Raw genomic sequence first — 24844 nt, 5'->3', positions numbered from 1 at the left:
GCCTTCATGACCGCGCGTGCGGATCTCGCCCAGGCAACGGGCGACGAGCCGTGGCGCACCGATGCGCCGTCCGGCGATGCGCGCGGGTTCACGGGCGCCGCATTGGCTGCCTCCACCGCATCGGCGGCCTCCGCTGAAGGGGGCAATCCGCTCGTGGCCGCGGCCAACGCGTTGCTGAACCTGATTCCGCAGATCCGCTACACCGTGCACCATCCGAACCCGGCCTGGCTGCGCGAGCACCTCGCCAACGAGATCCGCCAGTTCGAAGAGCGCGCGCGCGGCGCGGGCGCGTCGCCGGAGCAGATCGGCGCGGCGCGCTATTGCCTGTGCACGGCGCTCGACGAGGCGGCGGCGCTCACGCCGTGGGGCGGCGCGGGCGACTGGTCGGCGAACAGCCTGCTCGTGGCGTTCCACAACGAGACATGGGGCGGAGAAAAATTCTTCGAACTCCTCAGTCGTTTGATGCAGCAGCCGCGCGAGCAGCTGAATCTGCTCGAACTGCTCTATTACTGCCTCGTGCTGGGCTTCGAAGGGCGCTATCGCGTGCTCGACAATGGCCGCGCCCAGCTCGACGATCTGCGCCACTCGCTCGCGCGCACGATTCGCAGCGTACGCGGCGACTATGACGCCGCGCTTTCGGCGCACTGGCGCGACGAGATCGCGCGCGAGGATCCGCACCGCTTCGCCGTGCCGCTCTGGGCTTGCGCCGCGCTCGCGTTGCTGGTGGGCTTCGGCGTGTATCTTGGGTTCGATCTCGCGCTGGCGGGGCGCTCGGACAAAGCGTTCGCGATGATCGGCCGGCTGCAGATCCCGAGCGTGCGCCTGCAAGCCGCCGAGCCCGCGGCGGTCCACCCGATGCCGCCGCCGCGCCTCGCGGGCTTCCTCGCGCCGGAGATTGCCGAGGGGCTCGTGGAAGTGCGCGACGCTGCCGACCGCAGCGTGATCGTGATGCGCGGCGACGGACTGTTCGAATCGGGCTCCGCCACCGTGATCGACCGCTACCAGCCGACGCTCGCGCGCGTGGCGGCCGCGCTGGCGCGCGTGCCGGGCGCGATTGTCGTGGCCGGCTACACCGACAACGTGCCGGTGCACAGCGCGCGTTTCCCGTCGAACTGGAACCTCTCGGTCGAGCGCGCCCAGGCTGTGGCGGCCATTCTTGCCGCGCGTCTGGGCGATGCCGCTCGCGTGCGCGCCGAAGGACGCGGCGCCGCCGATCCCGTCGCGCCGAACGACAGCGCCGCGAACCGCGCCCGCAATCGGCGCGTGGAAATTACCTTGCTCACCGCGCCGCCCAAGCTCGCGACGCCGGATACGGGCGTTGCCGGAGCTGCGCCATGAGCGGCATCGGGCGTTCGGCATGGCACGCGCTGCGCGCGCTTCTGAGCGTGCGCGTGTGGGCCGTCATCGGTCTGTTTGCGCTCGCGGCGCTGATTTGGCTCGTGGGGCCGCTGATCGCGGTGGGCACGTATCGACCGCTCGACAGCGTGCTCTCTCGCGCGCTCTTCATTGCGCTGATCTTCGCGGTGTGGGCCGCTCGCACGGGATACCGGCACTGGCGCGCCGCGCAGTTGAACGCGCAGCTGCTGAGCCAGTTGCGCGAGCCGGTTGAAAGCCGCAACGCGCGCGAGGAGGAAGCGCCGCATGCGCAGGAGTTGCGCAGCCGCTTCGACGAGGCCGCGAAACTCTTGCGCAGCGCGCGCCTGGGGAGTGCACAGAAAGGGGCACAGAACGTCCAGGGCTTGCGCGGCCGTATCGGCCGCTGGTTCGAAGGTCTCACGCGGCAGTATCTCTATCAGTTGCCGTGGTACGTCTTCATCGGCGCGCCTGGCTCGGGCAAGACCACGGCGCTGGTGAACTCGGGCCTCACGTTTCCGCTTGCCGAGCAGTTCGGCAAGGCGGCGATCCGCGGCGTGGGCGGCACGCGCCATTGCGACTGGTGGTTCACCAACGAAGCCGTGCTGATCGATACGGCGGGCCGCTACGCCACGCACGAAAGCAATCGCGCGCTCGATCAGGACGAATGGTCGGGCTTTCTCGCGCTGCTCAAGAAGTACCGCGTGCGCCAGCCGCTGAACGGCGCGCTTTTGACGATCAGCGTGTCCGATCTGCTGGGCGCGTCCGAGGTCGAGCGCACTGGGCATGCGATGGCGCTGCGCAAGCGCCTGCAGGAACTGCGCACCGAGCTGGGCATTCAGTTCCCCGTCTACGTGCTGGTGACCAAGGCGGACCTGCTCTCGGGCTTCACCGACTACTTCGCGCGCCTGAACCGCACCGAGCGCGCGCAGGTGTGGGGCTTCACGATCCCGCTGGCCGAGACCGAAGCGCACGACTTCAGCCTGCGCCCCGTGTTCGACCGCGAATACCGGCTGCTGCACCGCCGCCTCAACGACGCGCTGCCCGAACTCTTCACCGCCGAACCCGATGCGCGCCGGCGCGAGCTTATCTATTCGCTGCCGCAGCAATTCATCGGCTTGCATGAGGTGCTCGGGCAATTCATCGAGCAGGTGTTCTCGACTTCGCGCTTCGACGCCATGCCGCTTCTTCGCGGCGTCTATTTCACGAGCGGCACGCAAGAGGGGACGGTGTTCGACCGAGTGATGGGCGGCATCAAGCGCTTTCTCAAGATCGACGGCGCGCCGCCCGCGCCCCATGTGGCCGCGTCGGCGGCGAGCGGGCGCAGTTTCTTTCTCAAGGACCTGCTTCAGGAATTGATCTTCAAGGAAGCAGGCCTCGCCGGCACCGATATGCGTTGGTATCAGCGCCAGCGCATGCTCGCGCTCGTCGGCTACGCGGCGCTCGCGCTGCTGCTGGCCGGCGCGCTGGCGGCGTGGGTGGGCAGCTACGCGCGAAATCGTGCGTATCTGGCTTCGGTCGAGGCGCGCGTGCCGCAAATCGACCGCGCGCTGCAAGGCGTGACGATCACCGACGCCGACAACATCGCGCGCGTGCTGCCAATGCTCGACGCGATGCGCAACATCGGGCACGTGGAAGGCGTCGATCCGGCCAACGCGCCGCTCGCGTATCGCTGGGGGCTGTTCCAGGGCGACAAGGTGCAGTCGGCCGCCGAGAACGTCTATCACCGCGCGCTCGATGAGTTGCTATTGCCGCTCGCCGCGCGGCGGCTCGAAACGGCGGTGCGCGACGCGCCGCCCGACGACCCCGCCTATGTGTACGCGGCGCTCAAGGCGTATCTGATGCTCTACGACGGCGCCCATTATGATCCCGACTTCGTGCAGGCGGTGCTGGACCTGGAGATTGCCTCCGCGCCCGGCGCGCAACTCACGCCCGCGCATCGCAACGACTTGCGCGCGCACATGGCGGCGCTGTTCTCGGGCCGCGTGGTGGTCTCGCCGTTCGCGCAGAACGAGCAGATGGTGGCCGCCGCGCGCGACAAGCTCACGCGGCTCACCTTCGCGCAGCGTCTGTATGCACAGCTTGCGCGCACGCTGCGCCCGGCGGCGGCCGCTTACGACGTGAACGTGACACAGATGGCGGGCCCCTCGGGTGCGCTGGTGTTCCGGCGCGCGAGCGGCGCGAGTCTGAACGAAGGCGTGCCGGGGCTCTATACCTGGGACGGCTACTGGAAGGTGTTCGACAAGCGCCTCGCAGCGGCGGTGGAAGCGTTTGGCCGCGACGAAACCTGGGTGCTCGGGTTGCGCGCGCAGGAAGCCGCGACGCCCGCTGCTGCGAGTGCGCAGGCCAAGGACGTGCGCGCGCTCTATCTCGACGACTACATGCGCCGCTGGGACGCGTTGCTCGGCGATCTGCGTTTGCAGGGCACGGCATCGATTGCGCAGGTCACGCAGATTGCGCGCGTGCTCTCAGCGCCAGACTCGCCGCTCACGCGTCTCGCGAATGCCGCCGCGCGGCAGACCACGCTCATGCAAAGCGCAAGCGGACCAGGCGGGCTCGCGGCGGGCGCGCAGGACAAGGTGAACCAGGCGCGCGAATCGCTCGCGCAGATCTTCGGTCAGCCGCAGGGCGGCAGCGATGCAGCGGGCGCGGACGCGCGGCCCGAAGCGGTGGTGGACGCGCACTTCGCGGGCCTGCGCGAGTTCGGCGGCCCGCAGGCCGGCGGCGCGGGTGGCGCAGGTGGCACCACTGACAGCAGTGGCGGCGGCGCGAATGCCGCGATGGCCGCAGTGCTCAAGTCGATCGACAACCTCTATACGTGGCTCACCGCCGCCGATGCCGCGCTGCGCGGCGGCGGGACGCCGCCGCAGTCGGACAGCGCCGACCAGATCCGCGCCGAGGCCGGCCGCATGCCCGCCCCGTTCCGGCAGATGCTGGGCGATCTCGCGAACGCCGCGCAGGGCACCGTCACCCACAACGTCGACCAGAACCTCGCGCAGAGCGCGTCCGTCAACATCGGCGACTTTTGCCGGCAGGCCATCGCGGGGCGCTATCCGTTTGCGCGGGGCTCCTCGCGCGACGTCGCGCCCGGCGACTTCGCGCGCCTGTTCGCGCAGGGCGGCATGATGGACGACTTCTTCCAGAAGAACCTGCAAAACCGCGTGGATACGAGCGTGCAGCCGTGGCGCTTTATCGGCGGCGCGGGGGCGACGGGTGCATCGGGCGTTTCCAGTGCTTCAGGAGACAGCGCGCTGCTCGCCTCGTTCGAAAAAGCCGCCGTGATACGCGATGCGTTTTTCGCGGGCGGCGCGCGCACGCCCACCATCAAGCTGGAAATCAAGCCGCTCGACATGGACCCCGACATCTCCGAATGGACGCTCGACGTGGACGGCCAGCAGGTGCGCTACGCACACGGCCCGCAGGCGCCCGTGACGGTGCAGTGGCCGGGGCCGCGCGGCATGAACCAGGTGCGGCTGCAGGTCGTCGATCAGTCCGGCGCGACCGACGGCATCGTGACCGAGGGACCGTGGGCGCTCATGCGGCTCTTCGATCGCGCCGCGCCGGGACGCGGCCAGGGCCCCGAGCAGATGGTGGCCGGTTTCAACGTCGATCATCACGCGCTCGCGATGCAGGTGAGCGCCGACAGCGTGCGCAATCCCTTGCGTCTCGCACAACTGGAGTCGTTTTCGTGTCCGGGGAAATCATGAACGGCGCGCTCATTGGCGCTGAACTCGCGTTGCCCGCCTGGTACGGCAAGCTGCCGGGCGCGGGCGATTTCGTGGGCCGCCGCATGCAGGGCGCGCTCTCGCGCACATGGGAGCAATGGCTTTCGCACGGGATGGCGGCGGGCCGCGCCACGCTCGACGCGCACACGCCGCTCTGGAGCTTCGCGATTCCGGCCGGCAGCGGCGAGGGCTGGGTGCAGCTCGGCTGCGTCGCGCCGAGCCGCGACCGGGTCGGGCGGCGCTATCCGCTCGTGGTCGCGCAGCCGTTCGCGCCGCAACGGTGCGTGCGCGAGCGCGGGCAGGGCGCGCTCGCCGATCTGCGCATCCGCTTGATGGGCGCGATCGTGCGCGACGCGATACGCGGCGCGCTGGGACCGGAGGACTTCGACCTCGCGCTGGCCCAGGGCCTGCGCGACGACTCTGCGCTCGCACGCAGCGATGCGCCAGGTGTTGAAGGCGGCTGGCCGAACCTGTGGGAGTACTTCGACCCGCACGGCATGACGAGCTTCTGGTGGACCGAAGCCGGGGACGGCGCGCCGCGCACCGACGTCCACACGGGCGGGCTCGATGCCGCGCTGTTTCAGCGGCTTTTCGGCGAGCCGCAGGGAGGACCGGCATGACCGACCCGCACTACGCCGAAGCCGCGCCGAATGCCGCGCGCGCGGGTTCACAAGGCGGCTCGAAAAGCAGTTCGAAAGGGGGAGCGCAGGTGGGTTCGTCACCCGGCAGCGACAGCGTGCGGCCATTGCCGAACGGCCACCGGCTGGCCGGCTTCGAGCTCGACTCGGTGCTGGGCACGGGCGGCTTCGGTATTGTCTATCGCGCGTTCGATCGCACCTTGCAGCGCGCGGTCGCGGTCAAGGAGTACATGCCCGCGATGCTCGCGTCGCGCGAGGGCGATTTCACGGTCGCGCTGCGCGCCGCGCGCTTTTCGCAGGCCTTCGATGCAGGGCGTGCCGCGTTTCTGAACGAAGCGCGCCTGCTCGCGCAATTCGATCACCCGGGCCTCGTGAAGGTGCTGCACTTCTGGGAGAGCCACGGCACCGCTTACATGGTGATGCCGTACTACGAAGGGCAGACGCTGGAGCAATTGCATCAGCGCGGCCAGCGCTTGAGCGAGCCCGCGCTGCTGCGCTTGCTGGCGGCGGTGCTGGGCGCGCTCGACGTGCTGCATCGCGCGCAGTGCTTTCATCGTGACATCTCGCTCGACAACATCCTCATCCTGCCCAACGGCAACCCGGTGCTGCTCGACTTCGGCGCGGCGCGCAAGCTGATTGGCGACATGGTCGACGAGACCGCGATGATGCTCAAGCCCGGCTATGCGCCGATCGAGCAATACACCGACGATCCAGCGTTCCAGCAGGGGCCGTGGACCGACATCTATGCGCTGGGCGCGGTCGCGTACGCGCTGATGACGGGCGAGCTGCCGCCGGCCGCGGTGGTGCGCAGCATTCAGGATCAGTACCGGCCGCTGGCGGGGCGCGCGGCGGCCAACGGAGATGAACAGAGGAACGGCCAGGAGCACTACAGCGAACGCGTGCGGGCCGCCATCGACCATGCGCTCGCGCTGCGGATCGAGGACCGGCCCGAATCGGTGGCGGCGTTTGCCCAGGCGCTCGGCTTGCACGAGCCCACGCCGGGCGTGTTCGTGCCGGCTGGATATGAAGCGATGCCGCGCGCGGCGGCACCCGATCTGCCTGCGCCCGCTGCTGAAAAGCCTGCGGGAGCCGTGGCGAATGCGCAGGCGGAGGCGAAGGCGAAGGCGAAGGCGGTAGAGCCGCGCGATAGCGTTGAAGTACCGGCACCGGCACCGGACGCAAGCCCGCGTGAGGTCGAACCAGAAACGCCACCGCCACAATCCGCGGATAACGTTGCTGCGACGGCAGACGCGCAACCACACGATTCGGCATCCGAATCGTTGGCGCCGCGCTTTGCGCGGCGTTCGATGCGCATCCCCGCGCTCGTCTTGTTGCTCGTTTTGGCGGTGGGCATTCTGGCGCTGCGCTACGCGATTCACACGCCGGAAAATTCCACGCAGACGGCAGCGAACCCCAGCGCGCCTGCAGTTCCCGCTGCACCGGCCAGCCACCCGGCCACTCTGGCGCTTGCGGCTCCCGCCGCTCCCGCCGCGAACCCGCCCGCGCAACCCCAGGTGCAAGCGCAACCCGGAACGGCGGCGTCCGCGTTGGCGACGCCCGGTTCCAGCACGCCGCCCGCCGCGCCGGCTCTGACCACGGACACCACGGTGGTGGAGGTGCAAGCCGGCAAGGACAAGCCCGCCAATGCGACCGACAACACTGCCGACGATCCCACCAATAGCTCTACCGATCAATCCACCGCATCCGCGCAAACGGCTCAAGCCGCGGACGCCACGCAGGCCGCCCCTTCCGGGCCGCAGGTCGCCCACACGCCGACACGCACGGCCATCGCGCCCAACGTGCGCACGCCCGCGCCGATGCGGCCCGTGCGCGTGCACTTCCAGGTCCTGCCGTGGGGCGAGGTCTATGTCGATGGCGTGAGGCGCGGCGTGAGCCCGCCGTTCCATACGGCAAGTCTTTCGCCGGGCACGCATCGCATCGAAATCCGCAACGGCTCGCTCCAACCCTACGTGCGGACCGTGACGCTCGACGTGGGCAGCCCGCCGCTCGAAATCAGCTACAAGTTCGAGTAATGCGCGAAGGAGACCGAACGATGATCGACACCCTGCTCGCACCGATCAGCGCCGACGCGCCGTGCGGACCGGACCTCGAATACGACGCGGATTTTCTGGAGTTTCAGCGCTGCGCCACGGCGAAGCCCGAAGAGCAGTACGGCGACGTGGTCATCGCCGCGCAGTCGCCCGCGTGGCGCGAGGTGGAGCGCCTCGCGCTGGTGCTGCTCGCGCGCACGAAGGACTTGCGCATTGTCGTGCCGCTCACCTGGGCGTGGATCGACAGCCGTGGCCTGCAAGGCTATGCGGATGGTTTGCAGCTCGCGTCGGCGTTGCTCGACGCGTACTGGGAGCCGCTGCATCCGGCGCTGCTCTTCGATGACGAGGCCGATCCGCTGCCGCGCTTCAATGCGCTGGCGGAACTGGCCGGCCCGCAGGGTTGCGTGCGCGCGGCGCGCGAGCAGGCGCTCATTGGGCCGCTGAGCGTGAGCGCTGCGGCGGAACTGTTGCAGCAAGGCGATGGCGTGATGTCGAGCGAAAGCGGCAGCGATGTCGGCAACGGCGTTGGTAGCTACGCCGGTGGCCGCACACGCCTCATGCGCGAGCTGCGCGAAGCGTACGCGGCGGGCAGCCCTGCGCTGCTGGCGGCGCTTTCGGTGAGGGAGCAACTGGAGGGATTGCGGCGCCGGACGAGCGAGCGGCTTGGCGAGGCGTGGGCGATCGACAAGAGTGCATTCGAACGGCAGCTGGCGGCGCTGGCTGCCGAACTGCCGCAAGACATGACGCCGCAGCCGCAAGCCATGCCGGAAGCGGCGGAGCAAAACACGCCGCAAAACGCGGAGCAAAACGTACTACCGCAGCAGCGCGCGGCGGGAACGCCCGCCGCGAATGGCGCGAACGCCACAACCGGCACCGCATGGCGCGACGCCGAAATTTCGAGCCGTGCCGACATCGATTTCGGCCTCGAAAAAATGTGCCGCTACCTCGAATTGCACGAGCCGAGCCACCCTGCGCCCATTTTTCTGCGCCGGGCGCAGCGCCTGCTCTCGCTGAACTTCTACGAAATCTTTCGCGACATCGCGCCGGAGAGCGTGCGGGAGCTCGACCACCTGAGCGGGAACCGCAATGAATCGCCGCCGTGAGCCGCCACGCGTGAATTGCTGGTGTCAATCGGAGTACTGAATCGAGGTTTAAAGCGCACGGATTGCGCGGGAGTTGACTCACATGTCTCGTAACAAGTCATTGGACGGCGGCCAGAAGTTCATCGCGCGCAATCGCGCGCCGCGCGTGCAGATCGAATACGACGTCGAGCTTTACGGAGCGGAGCAGAAAGTGCAGTTGCCCTTCGTGATGGGCGTGCTGGCCGATCTCGCGGGCAACCGCTGCGAGGCGCTGCCGGATCTGGCCGAGCGCCGCTTCATGGAGATCGACGTCGACAACTTCGATGACCGCATGAAGTCGATCGCTCCGGCGCTCGCGTTTCAGGTGCCCAACACGCTCACGGGCGACGGCACGATGAGCGTCGAGCTGGCGTTTCGCAGCATCGACGATTTCGCGCCCGCCGCGCTCGCGCGCAACGTCGAGCCGCTGCGGCGCTTGCTGGAGGCGCGCACCCAGCTTGCGAACCTGCTTTCGTACATGGACGGCAAGCGCGGTGCGGAGGAGCTGATCGCGCGGGCGCTGGGCGACCCGGCGCTGCTCGCCGAACTATCGGAGCTATCCGAACCCAAAGCGCTCGACGCGCCGCCCGCGCGCAACGCCGGCGAGGAGGACGACCATGAGCCGAACTGAAACGCGAGGCGCGCTGCACAGCGCCGCCACCACCTTGCCTGCGACTACGCTGAGCGGCGGAGAGTTCTCGGTGCTGCTGGAGCGCGAGATCAGCCCCAAGACCGAGCTTGCGCGCGTGGCCGTGCAGACCGCGGTGCAGACGCTCGCGCGCGAGGCGCTCGAACAGAGCCGCACGGCGACCTTGTCCTCGGACGCCTACGAAGGCGTGCGCCAGATGATCTCCGCGATCGACGAGAAGCTGTCCACGCAGATCAACGCGATACTCCATCACTCCGAATTCCAGCGCCTGGAGTCGGCGTGGCGCGGGCTGCATTACCTCGTGAACAACACCGAAACCGACGAGATGCTGAAGATTCGCGTGCTGCCCGCGGGCAAGCAGGAAGTCGCGCGCATGCTCAAGCGCCACAAGGGCATTGCCTGGGACCAGAGCCCGCTCTTCAAGAAGGTCTACGAAGAGGAGTACGGACAATTGGGCGGCGAGCCGTTCGGCTGCCTCGTGGGCGATTACTACTTCGACCATAGCCCGCCCGATGTCGAGATGCTGCAATCGATCTCGAAGATCGCGGCGGCGGCGCACGCGCCGTTCATTGGCGGGGTGTCGTCGTCGCTGATGCAGATGGACTCGTGGCAGGAGCTTTCGAACCCGCGCGACCTCACGAAGATCTTCCAGAACACTGAGTACGCCGCGTGGCGCAGCCTGCGCGAATCGGACGATTCGCGCTATGTCGGGCTCGCGATGCCGCGCTTTCTCGCGCGCCTGCCCTATGGCGCGCGCACCGACCCAGTCGACGAATTCGAGTTCGAGGAAGAAACCGATGGCGCGCGCCACGACCGCTACACCTGGGCCAACGCGGCCTATGCGATGGCGGCCAACATCAACCGCTCGTTCAAGCTCTATGGCTGGTGCTCGGCGATACGCGGCGTGGAGTCGGGCGGGGCCGTGGAGAACCTGCCGTGCCACACGTTCCCCACCGACGATGGCGGCGTCGACCTCAAGTGCCCGACCGAGATCGCGATCAGCGACCGCCGCGAGGCGGAACTCGCCAAGAACGGACTGATTCCGCTCATTCACCGCAAGAACTCCGACGTGGCCGCGTTCATCGGCGTGCAGTCGCTGTATCAGAGCGCCGAGTACCACGACCCGGACGCCACCGCGAACGCGCGGCTTTCGGGCCGGCTGCCGTATCTGTTCGCGTGCAGCCGCTTTGCGCACTACCTCAAGTGCATCGTGCGCGACAAGGTGGGATCGTTTCGAGAGCGCCCGGACATGGAGCGCTGGCTCAACGACTGGATCATGAACTACGTGGACGGCGACCCCGCGAACTCGTCGCAGGACACCAAGGCGCGCAAGCCGCTGGCCGAGGCGCGCGTGGTGGTGGACGCCGTGACCGACAACCCCGGCTATTACTCGGCGCGGTTTTTCCTGCGGCCGCATTACCAGTTGGAGGGCTTGACGGTGTCGCTGCGGCTGGTGTCCCGATTGCCGGCTTTGGAGCCGTCGGGCAGTTGATGAGGATCGTGGGTCATTCCGCTTGAGAAAACAGGAGAAACACAATGGGCGTGGCGATGTTCATGAAGGTGGATGGCGCAACGGGCGAATCCGCCGACAAGCAGCATGGCGGCTGGAGTGACATCCAGTCGTTTTCCTGGGGCGCGACGCAACCGGCGGCCATGGCCACGGGCGGGGGCGGCAACGCGGGCAAGGCGAACTTCGACGACCTCGTGGTGATGGCCTTCATGGACAAGGCCACCCCCGCGATCATCAAGCATTGCGCGAGCGGCAAGCATTTGTCGAAGGTGGAGATATCGTCGTGCAAGACTGGCGGCGAGCAGATCGAGTTCTCGCGCGTCACGCTGGAGGAGGTGATCGTGACCACGGCGCGCGTGGTGGGCGCGGAAACGAGCGACGCCACCGACCGGCTGATGATGCAGTACGGCTTTCAAGCCGCGCGCGTGAAAAAGCAGTACTGGGAGCAGAACGCGAACGGCGGCAAGGGGCCCGAGGTGACGATGGGCTGGGACATCAAGAAGAACACGGAAATGTGAGGCCCGCATGGCGAGTGAATCCGCTCAGCGCGACTTCATGCGCGAGACCCGCGAGGGCCACGCGGTCCAACCGCGGCGCACGGCGCGGCCCATGCTGTTCGACCGTTTGCGCGACGACGGCCGCGGCACGGGCACGCTGCTCGAAGCGGTGCTGCGCGATCTGTCGTGGCTCTTGAACACGGCCTGCGCGCTCGACGAGCACGATGCGCGCCGCTACGCCGAAGCGGGCCGCTCGGTGCTCAACTTCGGCGTGCCGGCATTCGCGGGCACGCCGTTGTCCGGCATCGATACGCAGTACCTGGAAAATGCGCTGCGCGAGGCCATCGTGTGCTTCGAACCGCGCTTTCAAAGCGGGAGCGTCGAGGTGCAGTGTGTGAGCGACCCGCGGCGCGCGAGCCGGCATAACGTGCTGACCTTCGAGATCGCGGGGCGGCTCGCATGCGTGGAGCCGCCGATTTCCATGCTGCTGCAAACCGATCTGGATCTGGATTCCGGCTTCGCGCTGCTGCGCCCGCTGAACCGCTCCGGGGACGCGGATTCCACCAGCAAGCGCGCGCGGCGCTGAACCCACGTCACGCTATGCACGCACGCTTTCTCGACTACTACAACCGCGAGCTGGCTTATATGCGCGAGCTGGGCGCGGAGTTCGCGCGCCAGTATCCGAAGGTCGCGGGCGGCCTCGGCATGCACGGCATCGACGTGGCCGATCCGTTCGTCGAGCGCCTGCTAGAGGGCTTCTGCTTTCTCACCGCGCGCGTGCAGTTGAAGATGGACGCCGAGTTTCCGCGTTTCTCAGAGCGGTTGCTCGATGTCGTGTATCCCGATCATCTCGCGCCCACGCCCGCGATGGCGATCGTCCAGTTCGAGGCCGATCCGGCCCAGGGCACGCTGGGCCAGGGCTTTACCGTGCCGGCGGGGACCAGCCTCATGGCGGCCGCGCCGCGCGGCATGGGAACGGCCTGCGAGTTTCGCACTGCGCAGCCGGTTACGCTGTGGCCGCTCGTGCTGCGCGCCGTCGAGTTGATTCCGGTGCCGGCGGGCATTGGCATGGGCCGAGGCGCGAGACGCGCCTTGCGCATCGTGCTGGGCGCGCGCGGCGGGGCGAATCTGAAGCGCTTGCCCGTCGATCAGCTTACGTTTTTCCTTAGTGGTCCAGAGCGGCAAGCCATGCGGCTGCTCGAACTCGTGTGTGCGCGCACGCTCGGCGTCGTGCTGCGCGATGGCGCCGATTCCGCGGATTCCGGTCCGCGCGTGGAGGGCAACCGGCTCGCATCGCTCGGCCCGGAGGCCGTCGTTCACGAAGGCTTCGACGCGGACCAGGCGCTCTTTCCACCCAGTTCGCGCGGTTTCGAGGGATACCGGATTCTGCGCGAGCATTTCGCGTTTGGCGCGCGCAACCTCTTTTTTAGCGTGCGTGGCCTGCGCCAAGCGTTCGAGGCATCGCGCGGCGATAGCGTCGAGATGCTGCTGCTCATCGACGGCGACGACGCCGATCTCGAACGCAGCATCGACGCCAGTCATCTCGCGCTCGACTGCACGCCCGCGATCAATCTGTTTCCGAAGCGCACGGAGCGTATTCCCGTGACGCCCGGCACGAGCGAGTACCGGCTGATGGTCGACCGCACGCGCGCGCTCGACTACGAGATTTTCTCGGTGAAGCGCGTAATTGGCCACAGCGGCCACAGCGCGGGCGAAGGGAGCAATGGAAACGCCCAGGGAGAAACCGCGTTCCATCCGCTCTACATGGCGAATGCCGGCGATGCCGAAGAATCCGGCGCGTACTTTTCCGCGCGGCGCGAAACCCGGCTGGTGGGTACGCAGGCGCGGCGCGGCGGCATGCGTTCGAACTATGGGGGCACGGACGTCTACGTGTCGCTCGTCGACCGCAGGCATGCACCGTTCGACGAGCGCATCGAACTGCTTTCCGCCGATACGCTGTGCACAAACCGCGATTTGCCGCTGCACCTCGCGGCCGCGGGCGTGACCGATCTCACGCTGAAGATTTCCGCGCCGGTGAGCCGCGTGCGCATCGTGCGCGGCCCTTCGACGCCGCGCCCGCCGCTTGCGCAAGACGAGGTCAACTGGCGGCTGATCGCGCATCTGGGGCTCAACTACCAGCCGCTCGCCGATATCGACGACGAAGCCGGCGCGCAGCGGCTGCGCGAGCAACTGGAGATTTACGCCGATCCTGCGGATGCACCGCTCTCGCGCCGCATCCGGGGCATCCGTCGGCTCGCCTGCGAACCGGTGTTCAGGCGCTTGCCGGTGGCGGGCCCGCTCGTCTATGGGCGCGGCGTACGCGTGGAGATGACCGTGGACGACCACGCGTTCGCGGGCGACAGCCCTTATGTGCTTGGCGCGGCGCTTGAACAATTCTTCGCGCGGCATGCGTCGATCAACGCGTTCGTCGAGTTCGCGCTGTATTCGGCGCAACGTGGGGAAATCGCCGAATGGCCGGCTCGTGTGGGAAGAAGGCCGGCGATATGAACAATAAGTCAGGATATCGAAACATGAACCGTGAGAGCGACCGTGCCCGCTACCTGGCGTTCTGGCAACGGCTGCGCGCTGCGCCAGCGGAACACGATCTGTTTTGCCTGCTGCGCTGGATCGATGCGCTCTCGAATGCGCCCGCGCGGCTCGGCGCGGCGCAACATCCAGGCACGGAGCCCGTTCGGCTCGGGCAGATTCCGTCGCTGTCTTTTGCGCCTTCGATGGTGTCCGGCATTGCCGATGCGCCAGGCGAGCCGGCGCCGCCTCGCGTGCTCGTCCAGGGCTTCGGGCTGTTCGGGCCCAACGGCCCGCTGCCGCAGCACATGACCGAGTACGCATTCGAGCGCGCGCACAGCGTGGGCGATGCATCGATGAGCGCATTCGCCGATGTCTTTCATCATCGCCTGCTCGTGCTGTTCTATCGCGCGTGGGCCGATGCGCAGCCGGTCGTGGGCCTGGACCGGCCCGGTGCGTCGCACTTCGATGGCTATGTCGCGAGCCTGATCGGCGCGCGCGCCACGGAGCCCGCGTTGCCCGCGCGCGAAACGTCTGGCCGGCCCGGACGTCATGCGAAGTACTTCCACGCGGGCCACTGGGTGCGCCAGACGCGCAATCCAGAGGGGCTCGCGCAGATGCTGTGCCATGACTTTGGCGTGCCGGTGCGCATTGTCGAGCATGTCGTGCGCTGGGTCGCACTCGACGCGCGGCAGCGCAGCGCTATCGGTGCGCGAGGCACGCCGGGCGCAGCAGGCGGGTCGGGAGCAACCAGCAAGCGCGGCGTGGCGCAGGGCGGGCGGCCTGGGCGCGGCACACGCGCGGCGCTCGGCGAAGGCGCGGTGCTCGGGCGCGCGGTGCGCGACGCGCAAGGCAGTTTTCGCATCGTGCTCGGGCCGCTGCCGCTCGCGCGTTACCAGTCTTTTCTGCCTGGCGGCGCGGATGCCGCGAGACTCGTGCATTGGGTGCGCGAGTACGTAGGCGCGGAGTTCGACTGGGACCTGCAACTCGAACTGGCGGCGCCCGAGGTGCCGCGCGCGGCGCCTGGCGGAGCGGGGCGGCTCGGCTTTTCGACATGGATCGGGCAGCGAGTGGGCGAGCAGCCCGCACGCGATCTCGTGATCGATCTGGCCGCTCGTGCAGCGCAAGCCGCTCGCGCTGGCACCCATGAATCGCTCGACTTCGCGCGAGCGCAAGGAGGCTGACGCGTGGCGCGCATCTTTACGCTCGACAGCCCGCTCGGCGACGAGCTCAAGTTCTATCGCCTGAGCGGCCAGGAGGAACTCGGGCATCCGTTCGAATGGCGCATCGAGGCGCTGGCCGCGAGCCATAGCGTGTCGCTGCGCGATCTGCTCGGCAAGCCGGTGACAGTGCGTATCGAGTTGGCGGACGCCGGGCAACGCTATCTGAACGGCATCGTCGCGCGCGCCACGCTGATCGGGCGGCACGCCGAGCGCTACTACGCGTATGAACTGATCGTGCGGCCCTGGCTTTGGCTCGCGAGCCGCAGCGCTGACTGCCGCATCTTTCAGGAGAAGAGCGTGCCGCAGATCGTGCAGCAGGTGCTCGCTCCCTATGGCTATCCAGTCGAAAGCCGCCTCAGCGAGACCTACGTGCCGCGCGAGTATTGCGTCCAGTACAACGAGACCGACCTCGCTTTCGTCTCGCGGCTGATGGAGACCGAGGGCATCTACTACTTCTTCCGGCACGAGGCCGGGACGCATACGCTGGTGCTCTGCGATGCAACGGCCTCGCATGGCAACCTGCCCGGCTTCGCGACGATTCCGTTCATCGCCAGCGACCGCGCTGCGATTGCCGACGAAGAGCATATCGATCGCTGGCAGCCCGTGCAGGAAGTGAGCGTGGGGCGGCGCGAGGCGAGCGACTACGACTACACGAAGCCGCTCGCCGATCTGGGCGTGCAGCGCGCGCAACCGCGCGGCCACGATCACGACGACTATGCCGTGTTCGAGTGGCCGGGCGGCTATCGCGACGATGCGCACGGCGAGCATCGCAACCGCGTGCGGCTGGAGGAACTGCAGGGCGTCTACGACCGCGCGCAGGCGCATACCGACGTGCGCGCGTGCGCACCGGGCTATCTTTTCGAGCTCGCGCACTGCCCGCGCGCGGACCAGAACCGCAGGTATCTGGTCATCCGCTGCGCGTATCGCTTTCAGGAGAACCCTTACGCGAGCCACACCGGCAACGAGCCCGTGCTGCACGAGTCCGATCTGCTCGCGCAGCCCGACAGCCTGCCATACCGCTCGCCATGCGCCACGCCGCGGCCTCACACGAACGGGCCGCAAACGGCCATCGTGGTCGGGCCGCCAGGCGAGGAAATCTGGACCGACCAGTACGGCCGCGTGAAGCTGCAATTTCACTGGGACCGCTACGGAAAGAACGATCAGGATTCCTCATGCTGGGTGCGCGTGTCGAGCCCATGGGCAGGCGGAGGCTTTGGCGGCATGCAGATTCCGCGCGCGGGCGACGAGGTAATCGTCGATTTCCTGAACGGCGACCCCGATTACCCGATTGTGACCGGGCGCGTCTACAACGCCGCACGCATGCCGCCCTGGGGCCTGCCGATGAGCGCGACGCAAAGCGGGCTGCTCTCGCGTTCGACGCCGGGCGGCACGGTCGAGCATGCGAACGCGTTGCGCTTCGAGGACCGCAAGGGTTCGGAGCAATTGTGGATGCACGCGGAGCGTAATCTCGACATGGAGGCGGAGGTCGATCATTCCGTTTCGGTGGGCCGCGACCGCACCCGCACCGTGGGGCGCGACGAGACGGTGCAGGTGAGCAACAACCGCGCCAAGCAGATCGGCAACAACGAGACCGTGAGCGTCAAGCAGCACCGCACGGCGCAGATTGGCGGCAACGAAAGCACGAGCGTGGGCGGCGACCATAGCGTCACCGTGACGGGCAACAGCACGCATGCCGTCACCAATGGCAATCACAGCTTCACCGTGGCCACCGGCACGCACACCGTGGTGGTGCAGCAGACTAGTGCGCATACGGTGGTCGCTGGCTCGCGCATCGTCAATGTGAACAACGGCGAGTACAGCTTGAGCACGGCGAAGGCCGTGCGCCTGCATGCGAAAACCGATGGCATGCACATTACCGGCGATAGCGGCGGCGTCGCCATCAAGGGCAGCGATTCGGGCGTGGATCTGAACGGAACCGGCAACGGCGTAGGCATCACGGGCGATGGCCAAGGGCGAGGCGTGGACATCACCGGGACCGGCAAGGGCGTTGTCATCACCGGCACGCCGTTCACGCAAGTCTATGGCATCACCAACGTGAATGTTTCGGCGCCGACCATCAACGTGGGCGACCCGGAAGTCAAGCAGGTCAACATCAACGCGAAGACGATCCAGATCTCGACGGAAGGCGCGAGCATCACGCTCGATTCGTCCGGCATCACGATTCAGGGGACCATCGCTCACATCAACTAGTTGCGGCTTGTCTCGCAGATGCAACTAACTGTCAAACGCCACTTGTGACCGCGACGCGGTCTCGATGGTGCTGCAAACACTGCATTGCGTCGAGAAGGCAGGCAGAGAAACGGAGAGAATCTCATGGATGCTCAAGAGAATTACGCAGATCAAGTCGATTCCGAGGCGGCAACGGAAGCCACGCAAATCGACACGGACACCATCGACAATGCCACGCGCTCGAAGCTGCGCGCCTTGTTCGAGGCGGGCATGGCTCCCGCTCCGGCAGCGCCCGCGCGAGCACCTGGCGCGCAAGGCTTGCTTGTCGGCGAGGTGATCGACACGCATCACCCGGACTGCCCGGGCCGGGTGCGCGTGCGCTGGTTCGATACGCACGGCGAAATGGTGGAGCGCTGGCTTGCCTGCCTGCGTGGGCAACGGCCGCGCAGGGGCGATCGTGTGCTGGTGGAGCAACCGGCAAACTGGGCCGAGCCGCTCGTGACAGGTGTTTTCGCACCGGGCGCGGATGAAACTGTCACGCCTGCGTTGCAGCAGGACCAGGACGCGCAGGCGAGCCACGTCATAAAGCTCGCGCCCGACCAATGCTTGCGGATCGACGATGCCCACGGCAAGCCGCTCGTTCAGATTCTGGCTTCGTGTGCGGGGCCGGTGGTGCGCCTCATGAGCCCGGACATCAACCTGGAGGCCGCGGGCAAACTCAGCCTGCGCGCGCAGACGCTGGAACTGGAAGCCGGGCGTGGCGGCGTCGATATCCGCACCGATGCCGATACGGTCGTGCGCAGCCGCTATATCCGGCTGAACTGACGCACGAGCACTCCGGCGATGCAGCGCGAATTTGCCGCCACGGACGCTGCGCTCGGCGACTTCATCGAGCAGCCCGACTATCCGGCGCTCGTGATCGGCGCAACCGATCTCGACGTCGTGCTCGCGTTCAAGATGCTTCAAGAGCGCGACCGGCGCGACGCGCAGCGCATCTATCTGCTGTTCCCGTTCGCATGCGATGCGCCAGGCCACTACTTGCAGCAGTGCATGGACGCGCTTGCCGCGCAGATCGCCGCCGAGAACGAGGCGCGCGTTAAAGATGGCGAGCCGCTTTGGGCTCCACTTCCATTGCTTTGCACCGACCCCGGGCAGCCTCCCGCGCAGCGGCTCAAGGCAGCGGTCGAGCATGTGCGCACGCTGGTGGAGGAGGGCGTCGATATTGTCTGGGCGCTCATGCCGTCAACTGTTGCGGACACAACCAGTTACCGAGAAACAGTTTGGCCGCTGCTCGCGCTCGATGGCTTCGAAGCGTGGATGGAAGGCCACCGGTTCTGCCTTCGCGACGATCCTGCGCGGCGCTTCCTGCTGCCGCCCGAGCAGCGCGAGAAGGCCCGTCATGTGCTCGCGCTCGACCTCGACTTCTCGCCGGAAAAAACCGCCGATACGCTGGTGGGCGCGCTCAACGACGCGGCCCGTCCGCTCGCCGAGCGAATGCAGGCGGCGATGCAACTGGCTGCGCTCGATCTCACGCACGGGCGGCTCGACCAGGCGCTCGAAAAGTATCGCCTGCTGTATGGCTGGCATCGCGAGCAGCGCAATCCGCTGGGGCAGGCGCTGGCGCTGGGCGGCATCGGCGAGGTCGCGACCCGCAGCGCTCAGCATTCCGATGCGTGCCGCTGGTACGCGCACGCGCTCGACGCGGGGGCCGATAGCGGCAATCTTGGCGTGATGCTGAATCTGCTCATGGCCTCGGGCCAGGCGTGGCTGAGCCTGAAGCAGCCCGCGCGCGCGATCGAATACTTCGAGCTTGCTAACCGTGCCGCGGACAAGCTGATGTTTCCGCATGCAGCCGTCGATGCGCTCGAGAAACTGGGCGTGGCGTTGCTGGGCGCGCGCAAGACCGTCGAAGCCGCGCGCGCGTGGACGGACGCCAAAGCGCTGTGCGAGCGCTTTGGCTGCGAGAATCAGCGCCAGGCGCTGCTCGAGCGCCTGGCGTCGCTGTACGCGCAGGCCGGGTTGAAGACGCAGGCCAGGGCATACGAGCTGGAGAAAGATCGGATTCCTGTGCATTGGGAGATGGAGCGGGAGAGGCGGGGCTAGATGAGCACCCCGCCAGGCAATCCAGGCAACGCGGCCCGCACGGCAACCGAGGCCAGCGCACCGCCAACGCCACCCGCACCGCTGATCGCGCCGACCGGCAATACCTCGGTCGATGCGCTCGCCAGTGCGGTGAATAGCGGTGCGCAGCCGTTTCAGGATCTCGGCAATCCCAACGCCAGCACGCTGAACCGTATATCGGACGTCGTCAATGGCGCGGTGGGCGGCCTGGGCGCGTTCGATCAGTTGCTCAATACCGGCATGGCGTTGATTCCGGGCGCGGATCTGATGCCGGGCATGCCCGCAGCGTTTATCGGCGTGCCTCATTTGGGCGTGCCGCATGCGCACACGCATCCACCGAGCAATGGCGTGCCGCTGCCGAGCTTTGGCGAGACCATCGGCAGCGGCTGCCTGAGCGTGCTGTATGGCGGCATGCCCGCCGCGCGCGTGCTGGATGTGGGCATGGCACCCACCTGCGGCGGCCTCGCGCCAATCTTCGAAATCTGCACGGGATCGAGCAACACGTTCATCGGCGGCGCGCGCGCGGCGCGCATGGCGATCGATCTCACGCGCCATTGCAATCCGCTCGGGATGAGCGGCAAGGGGCATATTGCGCAGGAGGCGGAGAAGGCCAGCAAGTTCAGGCGCGCAATGAACGTTGCTGGCATGGCTGCGCCAGTGGTGGCGGGCGGAGCGACGGCGGTCGATGAGGCGGTCGGCGGCCGCATGGTGGACGCTGCAGTGACTGCCGCCCAGACGGCGGCGGATGCCATGGCGATGGCGTTGAGCAATCTGATGGGCAAGGACCCCGGCGTGGAGCCCGGAATGGGCACGCTGCTCCTTGGCGACGCGAGCGTGCTGATTGGCGGCTTTCCGATGCCCGATGCGCTGGCGATGCTGATGCTGGGATGGGGGCTGCGCAAGAAGGCCAAGCCGAAGGACGAAGGCGAGGGGCCGAAGCGAACGCACGAGGAACCGTGCAAAGATGGTCACCCGGTCGATGTCGTCACGGGCGCGGCGGAGAACGAGTTCGTCGACTACGGCACGCGCGCCACACCCGCATTCAAGTGGGAGCGCTATTACTGCAGCGCCTGGAGCGATCAGGACGGCGCCCTTGGCTACGGTTTTCGTCATGCCTTCCAGCATGAGTTGCGCCTGCTGCGCACGCGCGCTGTGTACGTGGATAACCTCAATCGGGAATACCCGATTCGCTGCGACGACATGGGGCGCTACGAGGGCGTGTTCGCAGGCTGCGAACTGGAGCAGCAGGGCGCGAATCGCTTCGTGATGCGGCACGGCGCACGGGGCGAATTCACGTTCGAACGCGCGGACGAATCGCAACGCTCGGCGCGGTTCATGCGTCATGTGCACGAGGGTGTGGAAAGCAGGCTTCGTTACGCGAGCGACGGGCTATTGCGTCAAATCGAACTGGTGGCGGAGCACGGCGGGCACCGCAGATTGATCGACTTCGTTTATGACGCGCGCAACCATGTCACAGACGTGAACATGGTCGACGCGCAAGGCGCCGTGTCATGCATTGCCCGGTATCGCTACGATCGTGCCGGATGCCTCGTGGCATCCACCGATGCGTCTGGCGCAACGATGACGTATGGCTACGACGGCCGGCGCCGGATGATCCGCGAAACGGATGCCAACGGCTATTCGTTCTCCTACCGCTACGATGGTCATGGCCGTTGCGTCGAAAGTGCGGGGCAGGATGGATTGTGGCGCGTCCTGCTCGATTATCAGCCGGGCCGCACCGTGGTTACGCGGGCCGATGGCGGCAAATGGACCTTCCTGTATAACGCGACCCATACTGTGACGCGCATTCTGGATCCATACGGGGGCGTGACCGAGCGTGTGCTGGGCGGCGATGGGCGAGTCGCTTGCGAGGTCGATTCGGGCGGGCGAGTCATGAGCTGGCTCTATGACAGGCGAGGCGGTAATACCGGACGTCTGGATCAGTGGGAGAACCGCTGGCCGACGCGGCAAGATGCCCCCGCACTGCCCAATGCGAGGGTGCTTGAAGTTCCCGCCACGCCGTTGGCGCAGCAATGGGGGGAGGACAGTCCCGAGGACATGCCGGACCGGATTCTGTTGCCGCCGGAAATCGAGGCGCTCGCGGCTTGCGTTGCCGCGCCGGCCTGCCCGCTCTGCGCACCGGAAGCGCAGCACGACGCAGTGGGCCGCGTGGTAGTACGCAGGGACGAGCATGGGAACGCGGAGCTTCTCCACCATGACGCTGCGGGCAATCTGGTGCGGTTGCGCGACAAGGATGGGCGCGACTACCACTACACCATCGCATCGTGGAACTTGCGCGAGAGCGAGACGAACCCGATGGGTCTTACCGTCCGGTACCGGTATACGGCCAAAGCGGGGATTGCCGCCATCATCGACGCGAACGGCAATGAGAGCGCGTACACCTACGACCTCAAAGGCAGGATCGCCAGTGTGACGAGGCACGGCCGGCTGCGGGAGACGTACAAGTACGACGCGGGAGACCGGCTGATCGAGAAGCGCGACGGGCAAGGCAACCTGCTGCTTCAGTTCGAAGTCGGCGAGCATGGCCTGCATAGCAAGCGAATGCTCGCGAGTGGCGAGACTCACTATTACGAATACGACGCTCGCGGAAATTTCACGAATGCATCGACTGACAAATTCGATATCCTGATCGATTACGACGAAGATGGACGGCGCATCGCGGACAAGCGCGATGGATCAGGCGTCGATCACGAGTATTTCGAGGGCAGGTTGGCCAGTACAACGTGGTTTGATCGCTTCGTGGTTCGCTACGACCTGGTCGCTCTCGGCGAAATGCTGATCTGCACGCCGACGGGCGGCAGGCACCGGCTCCTGCGCTCGAACGACGGCCGGGTCCATCTGCACCTTGGAAACGGATTGAACCTGCTGTGCAGCTTCGATACCGCGGGCCGCTGCACGGGGCGGCTCGTATGGCGCGATGGCCCGAGCGAGGCGGCGCGCGGGGCGAGGGGCGTGCGTTATCAGTACAGCGCGATGGGCGAGCTTCAACGCGTGATCGACAGCGAAGCGGGCACCACCGAGTATCAGTACGACGCGGCACATCGGCTGATTGGCGAAACGCGCGAAGGATGGCCGGTACGTCGCTTTCAATATGACGCCGCCGGCAATTTGCTGTTGGCTCCAGACGGTTCGTCGATGCGCCATGTAGAGGGTAATCGGCTCTCGGACACGTCGTCCGCGGTGTTTCACCATAACGAGCGCAATCACCTCGCGCACGAGATTGCCGCTGATGGCCGCCGCACGACCTGGCGCTATAACAGCCTGGACTTGCTGGTGCAGGTCGAGTGGAGCGATCGACCGGAGGTGTGGGTCGCCGAGTACGACGGTTTGAGCCGGCGCACCACCACGCGAATGGGCGACGCGTGTACGCAATACTACTGGGACGGGGACCGGCCAGCCGCGGAGATGGGACCGGACGGGCGGGTTCGTCTTTATCTATATGTGAACGAAACGGCGTTGCTGCCGTTCATGTTCATCGACTATGCCGGCCTGGACGCCGATCCGAAATCGGGCAATGCCTACTTCGTGCTGTGCAATCAGGCAGGATTGCCGGAGCGAATCGTCGATGGCGATGGGCAAACGGCGTGGCTTGCGGAGGACATCGACCCCTACGGGATGAGCCGGGTTGCAGCGGGAAATTCCATTGACTACGCGCTGCGATGGCCCGGACACTACTACGACCGGGACACGTCGCTGCATTACAACCGGTTTCGCTCCTATCATCCAGGGCTTGGGCGATATCTGCAGTCGGACCCGGCCGGGCAGTCGGGCGGAATCAATCTCTACGCCTACGTTGCGAATCCGCTGGTTCAGGTCGACGTGCTGGGGCTACGTTGTGTCAACGCCGATCATCCGAACGATTGCGATGGAAAGGGACCCGATCATGAGTATGTAGGGCGCCCGGGAGAGTATCCGGCGGACATCAAGCCGGTCGTGGACCCGAGATCGAACGAGCCCGTGGACGTGGAATGGCCGAAAATCCCGTGTTTCCATCCATACGACAAGGATGCTTACAAAGGCTTGTCCGAAAGCGCCCAGCGCAAGTACCTGGAAAACTATGCGAAGCAATTGAGCGGCCAGGAGCGCGGGATCAACGGCATGACGGCGGATGAATTCAAGGCCGCGCGCGATGCATTCGATGCAACATTCCAGGCGCAGAAAGCAGCGGGCAAAAAGAAGCCAAGCGGAAGAAATCCTAAAGGCAAAGCAGCACAACGGGCATACCGGAAGTTATACGAAGCCCCGATTCAGGCCAGCCTTCTTGAAGACATAATAAAGAAAAATCCGAACCTCACCGAAGCGCAAGCCTTGAAGCAAGCAAAGGCACGCACTAGAGAAATCATGGACACGCTTGCGGCGCTCCATAATCCCGACATGGTCGCCGGAGGGTGGCACCACTACGAGCCGGTAGGCATGGGTGACTCCCCCGTGAACTCGTCAATTGGATCGGGCTGGAATAGCGACGGTCGCGCGGATGCCCTTGAACAGTGGGCGCAGACCGCAATTGATATCGGGAGGGGAGGATATCTGATGAACATTAAGCTGAAACTATGCCGTGGCTTGGGGAAAAAATGATAGGGTCGCAACGACATGACTGACGAGCTATTTGACGCATTTATCCAGACGTTTGGCCGCGGGAAGACTCGCCAGCAGGTTCCCGAGTCCGCATTGCGACGGTACCGGGGCGTACTTCCCGACCGTTTGCTGGAAATCTGGCGTGAAGAAGGATGGTCCTCGTATGGCGACGGTCTGGTCTGGATTGTCGACCCGCAAGCATACGAGGGTATCGTCGATATGTGGCTGCGCGATACGCCGGTTGCGGGCATCGACAAATACCACGTCATTGCGAGAACTGCGTTTGGCGATCTTTTTCTCTGGGGTGAGGCCACGGGACCCAAGATCACGCTTTCATGTTCGCAGCACGTGCTGGTTTTCCTGCCGGACAGGGTCGAAAAAAAGATTGAAAACGCCGATCGGACATTACGTATTTTCTTTGCAACGCTCTCGCGATCGGGCTGCGACAGCGACCATTTATTCAAGCGCGCCCTCAAGCGTCTGGGGCCGCTGGGGCCGGAGGAGATGTATGGCTTCGAGCCTGCGTTGATCGTCGGCGGGGAGATATCCATCGATCATCTCGTGAAAGTCGATCTGAACGTTCATCTGTCAATACTTCGGCAACTCGGCGCGCCACAGGTCGGGAGTTTTTGATTTTCCGGAGA

The 24844-nt window shown here is 66.4% G+C and carries 15 protein-coding genes and 1 pseudogene; all 16 read left to right on the top strand.

From position 1 onward, the window contains the following. Window positions 1–6 precede the first annotated feature (6 nt). A complete protein-coding gene (locus NH14_RS17780) occupies window positions 7–1338 on the top strand; it encodes a DotU family type VI secretion system protein (protein WP_084225779.1) in 1332 nt (443 codons plus the stop codon). 5 nt (window positions 1339–1343) lie between these two features. Continuing rightward, window positions 1344–5060, top strand: a complete 3717-nt coding sequence (tssM, locus tag NH14_RS17775) for a type VI secretion system membrane subunit TssM (RefSeq protein WP_407947160.1) — start codon at window positions 1344–1346, stop codon at window positions 5058–5060. Further along, window positions 5042–5698: a type VI secretion system-associated protein TagF gene (gene tagF, locus NH14_RS17770; protein WP_244143484.1), complete on the top strand. Its 657-nt coding sequence runs from the start codon at window positions 5042–5044 to the stop codon at window positions 5696–5698. The genes tssM and tagF overlap by 19 nt, the downstream gene beginning before the upstream one ends. Further along, window positions 5695–6927 (top strand): annotated as a pseudogene (locus NH14_RS34115) (serine/threonine protein kinase); the annotation flags it as partial. The gene tagF and the pseudogene NH14_RS34115, both read left to right, overlap by 4 nt. An 842-nt stretch (window positions 6928–7769) precedes the next feature. Continuing rightward, window positions 7770–8870 carry a type VI secretion system protein TssA gene (gene tssA, locus NH14_RS17760; RefSeq protein WP_407947153.1) on the top strand — a complete coding sequence of 367 codons (1101 nt, stop codon included), beginning with the start codon at window positions 7770–7772 and terminating at the stop codon, window positions 8868–8870. A gap of 82 nt (window positions 8871–8952) precedes the next feature. Continuing rightward, window positions 8953–9519 carry a type VI secretion system contractile sheath small subunit gene (tssB, locus tag NH14_RS17755; RefSeq protein ID WP_035530408.1) on the top strand — a complete coding sequence of 189 codons (567 nt, stop codon included), beginning with the start codon at window positions 8953–8955 and terminating at the stop codon, window positions 9517–9519. Continuing rightward, entirely contained in the window at window positions 9506–11029 is a 1524-nt protein-coding gene (gene tssC, locus NH14_RS17750) for a type VI secretion system contractile sheath large subunit (protein WP_035530407.1), read from the top strand. Before tssB ends, tssC begins: the two co-directional genes overlap by 14 nt. Before the next feature lie 44 nt (window positions 11030–11073). Further along, a complete protein-coding gene (locus NH14_RS17745; RefSeq protein WP_035530406.1) occupies window positions 11074–11565 on the top strand; it encodes an Hcp family type VI secretion system effector in 492 nt (163 codons plus the stop codon). A 7-nt stretch (window positions 11566–11572) separates the two neighbouring features. Beyond that, window positions 11573–12130, top strand: coding sequence for a type VI secretion system baseplate subunit TssE (gene tssE, locus NH14_RS17740; RefSeq protein ID WP_052148292.1), 558 nt, complete (start codon window positions 11573–11575; stop codon window positions 12128–12130). A gap of 14 nt (window positions 12131–12144) precedes the next feature. Beyond that, window positions 12145–14052, top strand: coding sequence for a type VI secretion system baseplate subunit TssF (tssF, locus tag NH14_RS17735; RefSeq protein WP_035530404.1), 1908 nt, complete (start codon window positions 12145–12147; stop codon window positions 14050–14052). Window positions 14053–14075: 23 nt separating this feature from the next. Beyond that, a complete protein-coding gene (gene tssG, locus NH14_RS17730) occupies window positions 14076–15254 on the top strand; it encodes a type VI secretion system baseplate subunit TssG (protein WP_084225764.1) in 1179 nt (392 codons plus the stop codon). A 3-nt stretch (window positions 15255–15257) separates the two neighbouring features. Further along, window positions 15258–17504, top strand: a complete 2247-nt coding sequence (locus tag NH14_RS17725) for a type VI secretion system Vgr family protein (RefSeq protein ID WP_035530403.1) — start codon at window positions 15258–15260, stop codon at window positions 17502–17504. A 123-nt stretch (window positions 17505–17627) separates the two neighbouring features. After that, window positions 17628–18308, top strand: a complete 681-nt coding sequence (locus NH14_RS17720) for a hypothetical protein (RefSeq protein WP_035530400.1) — start codon at window positions 17628–17630, stop codon at window positions 18306–18308. An 18-nt stretch (window positions 18309–18326) separates the two neighbouring features. Beyond that, entirely contained in the window at window positions 18327–19586 is a 1260-nt protein-coding gene (locus NH14_RS17715) for a hypothetical protein (protein WP_035530399.1), read from the top strand. A 444-nt stretch (window positions 19587–20030) separates the two neighbouring features. Continuing rightward, entirely contained in the window at window positions 20031–24200 is a 4170-nt protein-coding gene (locus NH14_RS17710; protein WP_477640193.1) for a polymorphic toxin type 15 domain-containing protein, read from the top strand. A 15-nt stretch (window positions 24201–24215) separates the two neighbouring features. Continuing rightward, a complete protein-coding gene (locus tag NH14_RS17705) occupies window positions 24216–24833 on the top strand; it encodes a GAD-like domain-containing protein (protein ID WP_035530395.1) in 618 nt (205 codons plus the stop codon). Window positions 24834–24844 lie beyond the last annotated feature (11 nt).

Source organism: Paraburkholderia sacchari (assembly GCF_000785435.2).
Classification (GTDB): domain Bacteria; phylum Pseudomonadota; class Gammaproteobacteria; order Burkholderiales; family Burkholderiaceae; genus Paraburkholderia; species Paraburkholderia sacchari.
This window is presented reverse-complemented; position numbering and strand designations above follow the sequence as displayed.